Consider the following 11,565-nt stretch of genomic DNA (forward strand, 5'->3'; position numbering starts at 1 on the left):
GGGAGACGGCCTCGGCGTACGTGAGGGTGTAGCAGGCGTGGCCGGGCGGGGTCGGCGCGGCGGTGGCGTGCGGCCGCGAAGCCCACCCCACCGCCGCACGCCACCGCCGCGCCGACCCCGCCCGGCCACGCCTGCTACACCCTCACGTACGCCGAGGCCGTCTCCCCGACGGCGGCGTCGGAGCCCACCGGCGCGGTCTCGTGCAAGCAGGCCCACACCGCCGAGACGTTCTACGTCGGCCAGCTCTCCAGCCTCGTCGACGGGCACCTGCTCGCGGTCGACTCCACCCGCGTCCAGCGGCAGAGCGCGCGCACCTGTCCGGCCAAGCTGTCGTCGTACGTCGGGGGGAGCGAGGACGACCTGCGGCTCTCCATGATCCGTGCCGTCTGGTTCACCCCGACCGTCGAGGACTCCGACGCCGGTGCGGACTGGCTCCGCTGCGACGTCATCGCCGTGGCCGGCGGGGGCGAGCTCGCCACCCTGGACCGGTCGCTGAAGGGGGCGCTCGCGGACGGCGCCGGCGACGAGGCGATGTGCGGCACGGCCGCGCCGGGCTCCGACGGCTTCGAGCGGCTGCCCTGCGGCCGGAAGCACACCTGGCGCGCGCTGAAGGTCGTCGCCATCACCGGCACGGGCGACGGCGGTGGCGACTATCCGGGCGAGGCGGCCGCCAAGGAGGCCGGGCAGGCGATCTGCAAGGACGCGGGCAAGGACGTCGCCGCCGACGCCAACGACTACACGTGGAGCTATGAGTGGCCGACCCAGGCGCAGTGGGACTCCGGCCAGACCTACGGCCTCTGCTGGGCACCCGCGACGTAGGCGGAGCGTCCGCCGCGTTGTCGTCGGTCGGCGGCCGCTTCGCTCCTAGGCCGCCTTCCCTCCTCCGCCTTGCGGCCGCACGCGCCTACGCCGCGGGCGGAGCGTCAGTCGGCGGAGAGGCGGCGGCCGTTGATCGCCGTCGGCTTGACCTTGATCCACAGCGGCCGGGCGCCGCCCGCCCAGGTCTGGAGGTTCTGGACCTCCGGCGGGACCGTGTCCACGCTGTAGTGAACCTCGGCCACGCCACGCACCTGGACGCTCCAGCCCACCTCGGCGTCGTCGTCGAGCCGGTCGACGAGGATCGCGACCTGGGTGTCGTCGATCTCCTGGGAGAGCGCCGAGTGTGCCGAGGTGCGCAGCCACAGGGCGCCGTCGAACACCACGTAGTTGAGCGGAAGCACGTCGGGCCCGTCGGACCCGTTCCACCCGACCCGGCAGATGGGCCGCTCCGCGAGCAGCTCCCAGCTCTCCTTCTCACCGATCTCCACCAGCTGCGCCATGGGGCAAGTCAAGCAGGTCTCGTCAATCGGGTACCATGAGGCTCGTCATGATGCGCAGCACGCTCCTCCTGCTTAGCTGCCGCGGCGAGGTCTGAGAGCCGGACCCCCTCGTCCGCGGAGTCGCCTGCGCGCCCGGCACAATCCCTTTGAGCCGAGGAAGAACCCATGACCAACCTGAGCAACACCAGCAACCAGCAGAAGCCGTCGCCGATGCCGTACGGCCGCTACACGGCCTTCCAGCCCGTCGTCGTGCCCGACCGCACCTGGCCCGATCGCACCATCACCCGCGCGCCCCGGTGGCTCTCCACCGACCTGCGCGACGGGAACCAGGCACTCATCGACCCGATGACGCCCGCCCGCAAGCTGCGGATGTTCGAGCTGCTCGTCGCGATGGGCTACAAGGAGATCGAGGTCGGCTTCCCGAGCGCGAGCCAGGCCGACTTCGACTTCGTCCGCAGTCTCATCACCGAGGACCGCATCCCCGACGACGTCCAGATCTCCGTCCTGACCCAGGCCCGCGAGGATCTCATCGAGCGCACCGCCGAGTCACTGGCCGGCGCGCCGCGCGCGACGATCCACCTCTACAACGCCACCGCCGAGCTCTTCCGTCGCGTCGTCTTCAAGGTGAGCCCCGAGGAGTGCATCGGCATCGCCACGCGCGGCACCGAGATGGTGATGAAGTACGCCGAGCAGTACGTCGGCGAGCTGGTCGGCGACGAGCGGTTCGGCTACCAGTACAGCCCCGAGATCTTCACCCAGACCAGCACCGACTTCGCGCTCGAGGTCTGCGAGGCCGTCTCCGACGTCTGGCAGCCCGAGGCCGGCCGCGAGATCATCCTCAACCTGCCGGCCACGGTCGAGATGTCGACGCCCAACACCTATGCCGACCAGATCGAGTACTTCGGCCGCGGCCTCACCCGCCGCGAGCACTCCGCGATCAGCCTCCACCCGCACAACGACCGCGGCACCGCCGTCGCCGCGACCGAGCTGGGCCTGATGGCCGGCGCCGACCGGGTCGAGGGCTGCCTCTTCGGCCACGGCGAGCGCACCGGCAACGTCGACCTGGTCACCCTGGGCATGAACCTCTTCAGCCAGGGCATCGACCCGCAGGTCGACTTCACCGTGGGCGGCGGCATCGACGAGATCCGCCGCACCGTGGAGTACGTCACGAACATCACCGTGCACCCCCGCCACCCGTACGCCGGCGACCTCGTCTACACCGCCTTCTCCGGCTCCCACCAGGACGCCATCAAGAAGGGCCTGGAGGATCTCGACCGCAAGGCCGCCGAGGCGGGCGTCCCCGTCTCCGAGATCGGCTGGGAGGCGCCGTACCTGCCCATCGATCCCAAGGACGTCGGCCGCACCTACGAGGCGGTCATCCGGGTCAACAGCCAGTCCGGCAAGGGCGGTGTGGCCTACCTGCTCAAGAACGAGCACTCCCTCGACCTGCCGCGGCGCGCGCAGATCGAGTTCAGCCGGGTCGTGCAGGCGCACACCGACACCGAGGGCGGCGAGATCACCGGCGACCAGATCTGGTCGATCTTCTCCGGGGAGTACCTCGAGCGCGACGAGCCCTACGCGCTCGAGTCGTGGAACTCCGTCACCGGTCCCGAGGGCGACCGGCAGGAGGTCTACCTGCGGGTCCGCGGCGAGCAGCGCACCTTCATCGGCGAGGGCAACGGCCCGGTCGCCGCCTTCGTCGACGCGCTCGCCCAGGCCGGCGCGGAGATCCGGGTGCTCGACTACGCCGAGCACGCGCTGTCGGCCGGAGGCGACGCGCTCGCCGCGGCCTACGTCGAGTGCGAGATCGCCGGCGAGATCGTGTGGGGCATCGGCATCCACGCGAACATCGTGACCGCCTCCCTCCGTGCCGTCGTCTGCGCCGCCAACCGTGCACAGGCGATCACCATCCCGCGCGCCTGACCCTCCCGCCCGCCAAGATCGCGCATTTGCGCGATCGTGTACGGCGTGTCGGCGCATCCCTCGGGGTGTCGTCGCGCAAATGCGCGATCTTGGCGGCGATCAGCGGGCACGGACGCCCTGGCGGAGCTGCTCGGCGGAGTTGCGGATCACGTCGCTGATCAGCTCCGAGGTGCGCGGGTCGTCCAGGGCGCCCTCGACGAGCCTCAGCACGGTGTCGGAGATGGTGTTCACGATGTCGTCGTGGAAGGGCACCAGTCTGAGCTTGCCGGTCGCGTGGTCCTGCTTGAGCAGCTCGAGGATCATCGCCTCCAGCTCGGCACGGTTCTCGTCGAGGGCGGCCCGGACGTTGGCGGCGTAGGTGCCGGTCTTGATCACGTCGATGACCTCGTCGAGGACCGCGACGGTGATCGGCTTGCGGACCGCGTCGACGATCGGGTCGGAGAAGTGCTCGATGGCCAGCTCGACGATCTTGTCGCCGAAGTAGTTGTCGGTGCGGTCGACCATCCGGGCGATCCGGGCGAGCAGCACCAGCCACATCACCCAGTGCGCCTCGGTCCAGCCGGGGATCGCCAGCGGCACCAGCGCCGGGATCTCCCACAGCCGGGCCCGGAGGTACCTCCGCCCGATCCGGAAGCGCAGCCACCGCCAGCAGATCGACAGTGCCAGCAGGCCGCACAGCGCCCAGTCGGCGTACCGCACGCCGTCCAGCCAGCGCTGCGACGCGGGCTCCCAGAACAGGAGCCAGAGGCTCGTCCCGAGTGACAGCCAGGACAGGAGGACCAGTGCCCAGGAGGCGAAGGTGTGCTGCCGCCCGCTGATCCTCTGGTAGAGGTCGTCGGCCTCGACCGCGGCGAGGTCGATCCGGTCGGCGACGATGTCGACCGCGTTGTAGGCACGGGTTCCGTGCCGACCGGCCGCCTCGCGGGCCGCGCCGGTGAGGGTGGCGGCGGCGTCGCTGATCGGTCCTGTCGGCCGCGTCGGTGCGCCTTCCCTCTTCACCACGCTCATGGGCGCACAATAGTTGAGTGATCGCCTCCCGAGACTCGGCGCACGTGGCGCACGTCCCGCACTCCGGGCACGCCCTGCGCGGCGTTGTCGGCGACTCGATGGCCTCCGGCCCGCCTTCGCGCCTCCGCCAAGCGCCCGTCCCCACGACGACGCGCTTCGCTTGCCTCGTCGCGGGGGCCCCAACGCACGCACCCTGGGGCCACGTCGTTCAGACCCGGGCCGCACGTGCCGAGCCTCGGGAGGCGATCACCAGTGCTCTACCGTGACGAGGCGATCGTCCTGCGCACCCACAAGCTGGGCGAGGCCGATCGGATCATCACGCTCCTGACCCGCCAGCACGGGCGGGTCCGTGCCGTCGCCAAGGGCGTCCGGCGTACGACGTCACGCTGGGGCTCCCGCCTGGAGCCCTTCACCCACGTGGACCTCCAGCTCGCCGAGGGGCGCAACCTCGACACGATCACCCAGGCCGAGACCCTGAGCCCGTTCCAGGCCCGGCTCGCGCTGGACTACGAGACCTACACCGTCGGCACCGCGATGCTCGAGACCGCCGACCGGCTGGTCGCCGAGGAGCGGGAGCCGAGCGTGCAGCAGTTCCTCCTGCTCGTCGGCGGGCTGCGCGCGCTGGCCACCGGCGCCCACCGGCCGGGCCAGATCCTCGACTCCTACCTGCTCCGCTCCCTCGCGGTCGCCGGCTACGCGCCGAGCTTCGAGGGCTGCGCCCGCTGCGGGGCCCTGCCCGACCCCGGGATCAGTCACCACCGCTGGTTCAACGCGAGCCTCGGCGGCGCGCTCTGCGCGACCTGCCGCGTCCCCGGGTCGGCCACGCCCGCGGCCGAGACCCTCGGAGTCCTCGGCGCGCTGCTCGGCGGCGACTGGGCGCTCGTCGAGGCGGCCGAGCAGCGCCACCTGCGGGAGGCGAGCGGCCTGGTCGCCCACTATCTCGCCTGGCACCTCGAGCGCGGCCTGCGGTCGCTGGCCTACGTCGAGCGGTGAGCCACAGCCACGGAGGCCACGCCGGACACGCGGGTCACAGCCATGACCACGCGACCAGCGTCCGGGTCGCGCCGGTGCCGCTCCTCGCACTGCTGGGCGGCCTCGGCCTCGTCGCCCTCCTGACCGTCGTCGGGCTCGTCCGGTGGTGGCCCGACCAGACGGCGTACGACAAGGTGCACGGCTCGATGACGTGGAGCGGGCCGGGCGTCACCCAGGTGGACGCGGTCGTCGAGAGGGTCCAGCCGCGCTGCGCCGAGCCGCTGGACACCCAGCCCACCTGCGGGCAGGCCGAGGTCCGGCTCGCCGACGGTCCGGAGAAGGGCTCCACGCAGCTCGTCGGGATCGCTCCGGAGGTCGCGTCCTCCGGGCTGCGGAAGGGCGACTCGGCGAAGGTGCTGCGCACCGCGCCCGCCGACGGCTCGGCCGTCGTCTACTCGTGGCTCGACGTCCACCGCGGCGTGCCGCTGTGGGTGCTCGCCGCCGTCTTCGTCGCGGTCGTGGTCGCGGTGGCGCGACTGCGCGGGCTGATGGCCCTGCTCAGCCTCGGGATCGCCGGGGGAGTGGTCGGGCTCTATCTCGTCCCGGCGCTGCTGAGCGGCGTCCCCGCGCTGCCCGCCGCCGTGGTCGCGTCGCTCGCCATCATGTTCCTCGTCCTCTTCCTCACCCACGGCCCCAGCGCCCGCACCGGGGCCGCGCTGGGCGGCACCGTCATCGGCATCGCGCTCACGGCCCTGACGGCCTGGGTCGCCGTCGACGCGGGCCGGCTCACCGGCGTGGTCGACGACGCCGGCTCCACGCTGGCCTCCACCGTGCCCGACCTCAGCCTCCACGGGGTGCTCGCGGCGACGATCGTGCTCGCCGGTCTCGGCGCGCTCAACGACGTGACGATCACCCAGGCCTCCGCGGTGTGGGAGCTGCACGAGCTCGCGCCCGACCTGTCGTCGTGGTCGCTCTTCCGCCGCGCGATGCGGATCGGCCGCGACCACGTCGCCTCGACCATCTACACCCTCGCCTTCGCGTACGTCGGCACCGGACTCACGCTGCTGCTCGTGCTGGGCCTCTACGACCGCTCGCTGGTCTCGCTGCTGGGCACCGAGGATCTGGCCGAGGAGATCGTCCGCTCGCTCGCCGGCGGCCTCGGCCTGGTGCTCGCCATGCCCGCCACCACGGCGCTGGCCGTGTGGCTGGTCCGCGGCTCCTCCCTCGCCGGCACCGCCGCGTCAGGCCCCGGCCGCCGCCGCGCCCGGTAGCCGTAGGCTCGCCGTCTGTGAACCGCCCCGTCCGCCAGCCCACGCCGCACCCGTCGGGCGCGACCCCGCCGCCCATCCCGCCCGACCTGGTGCCGAGGCATGTCGCGATCATCATGGACGGCAACGGGCGCTGGGCGAAGGAGCGCGGCCTGCCGCGCACCCGCGGGCACGAGGAGGGGGAGTCCTCGCTCTTCGACGTGGTCGAGGGCGCGATCGAGCTCGGCGTCAAGGCCGTCTCGGCCTACGCGTTCTCCACCGAGAACTGGAGCCGCAGTCCCGACGAGGTGCGGTTCCTCATGGGCTTCAACCGTGACGTGATCCGCCGGCGCCGCGACGAGATGCACGAGCTCGGCGTACGCGTCCGCTGGGCGGGGCGGGCGCCGCGACTGTGGCGCTCGGTCATCAAGGAGCTGCAGGTCGCCGAGGAGCTGACCAAGGACAACGACGTCTGCACGCTCACGATGTGCGTCAACTACGGCGGTCGCGCCGAGCTGCTCGACGCCACCCGCCGGATCTCCGAGGAGGTCGCCGCCGGGCGGCTCAACCCCGCGAAGATCGACGAGAAGGTCTTCTCCCGCTACCTCTACGTCCCCGAGATCGGCGATGCCGACCTCGTCTGGCGCAGCTCGGGCGAGCAGCGGCTGAGCAACTTCATGCTCTGGCAGTCCTCGTACGCCGAGATGGTCTTCTCCGACGTGCTCTGGCCCGACGTCGACCGCCGCCACCTCTGGGCCGCCTGCGAGACCTATGCCAGCCGCGACCGCCGCTACGGATCCGCCGAGTAGGGCCTCCCCTCCGCCGAGTGGGGCCTTTCCTCCCGCCGAGTGGGGCCTTTCCTACGCGCAGTCCCCGCACACCCCGACGAGCTCGAGGGTGTGGGACACGTCGGTGAAGCCGTGCTCGGTGGCGACGGCGCCGGCCCAGCGCTCGACAGCGGGCCCCTCGACCTCGACGGCGCGTCCGCAGGCGCGGCACACGAGGTGGTGATGGTGCGTGCCCGAGCAGCGGCGGTAGATCGCCTCGCCGTCCTCGGTGCGCATCATGTCGACCTCGCCGGCCTCGGCCAGCGCCGCCAGCGTGCGGTAGACCGTCGCCAGCCCGACCGGCTCGCCCCGCCGCGCCAGGGCGTCTCGTATCTCCTGGGCGGAGCTGAACCCGGCCGCCTCGCCGAGCGCCGCCGACACCGCGAGCCGTTGCCGGGTCGGCCGCAGCGGCGCCTCCGACCTGGACTCAGGCATGGTCGGGGTGCTCGTCGTGCGGGATCACCTTCGCCCCGCGGTCGATGTGGACGTGGTCGTCGTGGTGGTGGATGCCGTGCTCGGCGTCGAGCTCGTCGTGCTGGCGCTGCAGCCGCGCATTGACGTAGTTGCGCACCATGGGCCATGCCAGGCCGACGAGCAGGACGTCGATGATGAGCATCAGGGTGAGCTCGACGGCGACGTGGGCAGGGTCGGTCAGGATCGACCAGTACTCCTTGAGGAATCCCTGCCCCTCGACCTCGGCGAGTGGAATGAGCATGACAACCATTCTCAGTCAGTTGAGAACGATGTTCAAGTCGATGTCCACTACGATTCGCCGCATGGCCAACGCTGCTCAGACCGTCGACGCCGTCGTGAACCTCGCCAAGCGGCGAGGCTTCGTCTACCCGTGCGGCGAGATCTACGGCGGCACCCGCTCGGCCTGGGACTACGGCCCCCTCGGCGTCGAGCTCAAGGAGAACATCAAGCGCCTGTGGTGGCGCTCGATGGTCACCTCCCGCGACGACGTCGTCGGCCTCGACTCCAGTGTGATCCTGCCCCGCCAGACATGGGAGGCGAGCGGCCACGTCGCCACCTTCAGCGACCCGCTCATCGAGTGCCTCAGCTGCCACAGGCGCCACCGGCAGGACCACCTGCAGGAGGCGTACGCCGAGAAGCTGGCGAAGAAGGGGCAGGAGGTCAACCCCGATGACGTGCCCATGAGCGACGTCGTCTGTCCCGACTGCGGCACCCGTGGCCAGTGGACCGAGCCGAAGGCCTTCTCCGGCCTGCTCAAGACCTACCTCGGCGTCATCGACGACGAGTCCGGTCTGCACTACCTCCGCCCCGAGACCGCACAGGGCATCTTCCTCAACTTCCTCAACGTCGTGACCAGCCAGCGGATGAAGCCCCCGTTCGGCATCGCCCAGATCGGCAAGAGCTTCCGCAACGAGATCACGCCGGGCAACTTCATCTTCCGCACGCGGGAGTTCGAGCAGATGGAGATGGAGTTCTTCGTCAAGCCCGGCGAGGACGAGGAGTGGCACCAGTACTGGATCGACACCCGTCTCCAGTGGTACGTCGACCTCGGCATCGACAAGGACAACCTGCGCCTCTTCGAGCACCCCCAGGAGAAGCTCAGCCACTACTCCAAGCGCACCGTCGACGTGGAGTACCGCTTCAACTTCGCGGGCTCGGAGTGGGGCGAGCTCGAGGGCGTCGCCAACCGCACCGACTTCGACCTCTCCACGCACTCGAAGCACTCCGGCGTGGACCTCTCCTACTTCGACCAGGCGGCGGGCGAGCGCTACACGCCGTACGTCATCGAGCCGGCCGCCGGCCTGTCCCGCAGCCTGATGACCTTCCTCGTCGACGCGTACGCCGAGGAGGAGGCGCCGAACGCGAAGGGCGGCGTGGACAAGCGCACGGTGCTCAAGCTCGACCCGCGGCTCGCACCGGTCAAGGCGGCCGTGCTGCCGCTCAGCCGCAACGAGGACCTGAGCCCCAAGGCCCGCGGGCTCGCCGCCGAGCTGCGCAAGAGCTGGAACATCGACTTCGACGACGCGCAGTCCATCGGCAAGCGCTACCGCCGCCAGGACGAGATCGGCACGCCCTTCTGCATCACCGTCGACTTCGACACCCTCGACGACCAGGCCGTCACCATCCGCGAGCGCGACACGATGACGCAGGAGCGGGTGGCGCTCGACCAGGTGCCGGCCTACCTCGGCGCCCGCCTCCTGGGAGCCTGACAGATGCGCGGGGGGCGGCTCTCGGTCGCGGGAGTCGGCGTGGTCGCGGCCGGCCTGATGCTCGCCGCCTGCGGAGGCAGCGACGACAAGCCCGCTCCGACGTCCTCGGCGAGCGCGTCGGCGACCGCGATCCCGGCGGGCTACCCGTCGGCGGCGCCGACCGGCCTCGCCTACTCCGAGCCCGGCAGCGAGCTCGAGGTCGGCACGTCGGCGATCGTGGCGTGGCAGCCGGCGCAGTCCACCGAGGTGAGCGCGCTCAACGTCCGCGTCACGGCGATCCGGGCGACCACCTTCGCCGAGAGCTTCCAGGACTGGAAGGTCTCCGACGACCTCAAGACGTCGGTGCCCTACTTCGTGGAGGCGTCGATCGCCAACGTCAGCGACGCCGATCTCGGCGGCCTGCTGGTGCCGCTCTACGGCGAGACGTCGGCCGACACGCTCCTCGAGCCGAGCACTTTCGCCAGCGCCTTCAAGCCCTGCAACCCGGCCAACTTCCCGAAGCCGTTCGCGCGCGGGGCGATCGCCCAGGTCTGCCTGGTCTACCTCGTGCCCGACGGCGGCCAGCTCACCGGCGTGACCTTCCGACCGACCGAGGAGTTCCTCCCGATCATCTGGAAGACCCCCGAGGAGACGGCCTCGCCGTCGCCGACGAGCTCGGCCACGGGCTCGACCTCCTCCTCGGCCACCGCGTCGGCCACGAATTCCGCCTCCTCGAGCGCGTCGGCGACAATCACTCCGTGACCTCCCTCGCCCCGACCGCGCCGCTGCGGTTCGGTGCGCTCGAGATCGCCACGCCCGTCGTCCTCGCGCCGATGGCGGGGATCACCAACGCCGCCTACCGCGCGCTCTGCCTGGAACAAGCCAGGGCGCAGGGCTCCGATGGTCTTTATGTCTGCGAGATGATCACCTCGCGCGGGCTGGTCGAGGGCGACCAGCACACCCGCGACATGCTCGTCTTCGACGAGTCCGAGACGGTGCGCTCGGTGCAGCTCTACGGCACCGACCCGGTCTACGTCGGCAAGGCCGCGCAGATCCTCTGCGAGGAGTACGCCGTCGCGCACATCGACCTCAACTTCGGCTGCCCCGTGCCCAAGGTCACCAGGAAGGGCGGCGGGGGAGTGCTGCCGTGGAAGCGGAAGCTCCTCGGCCAGATCCTCGAGCACGCCGTCAAGGCGGCCGAGCCCTATGGCGTGCCGGTCACGATGAAGACCCGCAAGGGCATCGACGAGGACCACCTCACCTACCTCGACGCCGGCCGGATCGCCGTCGACGCCGGCGTGGCCGCCATCGCCCTGCACGGGCGCACCGTCGCCCAGGCCTACTCCGGCACCGCCGACTGGGACGCCATCGCCGCCCTCAAGCAGGCCGTCGGCGGCGCCATCCCGGTGCTCGGCAACGGCGACATCTGGGAGGCCGCCGACGCGCTCCGCATGGTCGCCGAGACCGGCGTCGACGGCGTCGTCATCGGTCGTGGCTGCCTCGGCCGTCCGTGGCTCTTCCGCGATCTCGCCCTCGCCTTCGCCGACCCCGCCGGGTGGGCCGACGCCGCCGTACGGCCGAATCTCGGCGAGGTCGCCGACATGATGCGCCGCCACGCCGAGCTGCTCTGCGAGCACCTCGGCGAGGAGCGTGGCTGCAAGGAGTTCCGCAAGCACGTCACCTGGTACCTCAAGGGATTCGGCGCCGGGGGAGAGATGCGGCGCACGCTCGGGCTCGTCCGGACGCTCGCCGATCTCGACCGGCTGCTGGCCGATCTGGACCGCTCCGAGCCCTTCCCCGCGAGCGAGCTGGGCGCTCCGCGCGGCCGTCAAGGAGCCCCGCGGGACAAGGTCGTCTGCCCCGAGGGATGGCTCGACGACACCGACGGCACCGGCCTCGACATCGCCGAGGACACCGTCTCCGGAGGCTGATCCGAGGCCGCGTGGCGCGCCTCACAGGCTCGGCGTGGATGCTGCCTTCAGCAAGCGCATGCCCTACAGTCCTTCGCCATGTCCGGAAAGCACGCTGCGCGCCACGCCGCGCCCCGACGCCGCCGGCGGCCCACAGCCGTCGCCGCGCCGGCCGCTCTTCTGGCAACGGTGGCCAC

General features: G+C 71.4%; 11 protein-coding genes and 1 pseudogene. 8 read left to right on the forward strand and 4 right to left on the reverse strand.

What is annotated here, in order from left to right; translation table 11 throughout:
* Positions 1 to 186 precede the first annotated feature (186 nt).
* Positions 187 to 819, forward strand: a pseudogene (locus QM572_RS03035) (septum formation family protein); the annotation flags it as partial.
* A 104-nt stretch (positions 820 to 923) separates the two neighbouring features.
* On the opposite strand, the gene QM572_RS03040 reads toward QM572_RS03035, so the two are convergent.
* Entirely contained in the window at positions 924 to 1,319 is a 396-nt protein-coding gene (locus QM572_RS03040; protein WP_415089895.1) for a pyridoxamine 5'-phosphate oxidase family protein, read from the reverse strand.
* Positions 1,320 to 1,484: 165 nt separating this feature from the next.
* Between QM572_RS03040 and leuA the strand changes: the two genes are divergently transcribed.
* Positions 1,485 to 3,242, forward strand: coding sequence for a 2-isopropylmalate synthase (gene leuA, locus QM572_RS03045; protein WP_415089897.1), 1,758 nt, complete (start codon positions 1,485 to 1,487; stop codon positions 3,240 to 3,242).
* Between the two features lie 99 nt (positions 3,243 to 3,341).
* Here leuA and QM572_RS03050 read toward each other — a convergent pair whose 3' ends face one another.
* On the reverse strand, positions 3,342 to 4,250 hold the full coding sequence (locus tag QM572_RS03050; RefSeq protein WP_415089899.1) for an ion transporter: 909 nt from the start codon (positions 4,248 to 4,250) through the stop codon (positions 3,342 to 3,344).
* Between the two features lie 252 nt (positions 4,251 to 4,502).
* On the opposite strand from QM572_RS03050, the gene recO reads away from it, so the two are divergent.
* Genes recO through QM572_RS03065 form a run of 3 tightly spaced genes read left to right on the forward strand, consistent with a single transcriptional unit; the run spans position 4,503 to position 7,278 of the window.
* On the forward strand, positions 4,503 to 5,243 hold the full coding sequence (gene recO / locus QM572_RS03055; RefSeq protein WP_415089901.1) for a DNA repair protein RecO: 741 nt from the start codon (positions 4,503 to 4,505) through the stop codon (positions 5,241 to 5,243).
* Positions 5,240 to 6,493 (forward strand): YibE/F family protein, encoded by a 1,254-nt coding sequence (locus QM572_RS03060; protein ID WP_415089903.1) that lies wholly within the window; start codon positions 5,240 to 5,242, stop codon positions 6,491 to 6,493. The genes recO and QM572_RS03060 overlap by 4 nt, the downstream gene beginning before the upstream one ends.
* Before the next feature lie 17 nt (positions 6,494 to 6,510).
* Positions 6,511 to 7,278, forward strand: coding sequence for an isoprenyl transferase (locus QM572_RS03065; protein ID WP_415089905.1), 768 nt, complete (start codon positions 6,511 to 6,513; stop codon positions 7,276 to 7,278).
* Positions 7,279 to 7,329: 51 nt separating this feature from the next.
* Here the strand turns inward: QM572_RS03065 and QM572_RS03070 are convergent, their stop codons facing one another.
* Together QM572_RS03070 and QM572_RS03075 are read right to left on the reverse strand one after the other, a co-directional pair.
* On the reverse strand, positions 7,330 to 7,731 hold the full coding sequence (locus QM572_RS03070; RefSeq protein ID WP_415089907.1) for a Fur family transcriptional regulator: 402 nt from the start codon (positions 7,729 to 7,731) through the stop codon (positions 7,330 to 7,332).
* Positions 7,724 to 8,011, reverse strand: a complete 288-nt coding sequence (locus QM572_RS03075; RefSeq protein ID WP_415089909.1) for a hypothetical protein — start codon at positions 8,009 to 8,011, stop codon at positions 7,724 to 7,726. The genes QM572_RS03070 and QM572_RS03075 overlap by 8 nt, the downstream gene beginning before the upstream one ends.
* A 61-nt stretch (positions 8,012 to 8,072) precedes the next feature.
* Between QM572_RS03075 and QM572_RS03080 the strand changes: the two genes are divergently transcribed.
* The 3 genes from QM572_RS03080 to dusB are packed head-to-tail and all read left to right on the forward strand — an operon-like array spanning position 8,073 to position 11,389.
* Entirely contained in the window at positions 8,073 to 9,479 is a 1,407-nt protein-coding gene (locus QM572_RS03080; RefSeq protein WP_415089911.1) for a glycine--tRNA ligase, read from the forward strand.
* 3 nt (positions 9,480 to 9,482) lie between these two features.
* The gene (locus tag QM572_RS03085) at positions 9,483 to 10,220 is read left to right on the forward strand and encodes a hypothetical protein (RefSeq protein WP_415089913.1); all 738 of its coding nucleotides are present in this window, start codon (positions 9,483 to 9,485) and stop codon (positions 10,218 to 10,220) included.
* Positions 10,217 to 11,389, forward strand: coding sequence for a tRNA dihydrouridine synthase DusB (gene dusB, locus QM572_RS03090; RefSeq protein WP_415089915.1), 1,173 nt, complete (start codon positions 10,217 to 10,219; stop codon positions 11,387 to 11,389). The genes QM572_RS03085 and dusB overlap by 4 nt, the downstream gene beginning before the upstream one ends.
* The last annotated feature ends 176 nt before the right edge of the window (positions 11,390 to 11,565 follow it).

Source organism: Nocardioides sp. (genome assembly GCF_047607365.1).
Taxonomy (GTDB): domain Bacteria; phylum Actinomycetota; class Actinomycetes; order Propionibacteriales; family Nocardioidaceae; genus Nocardioides.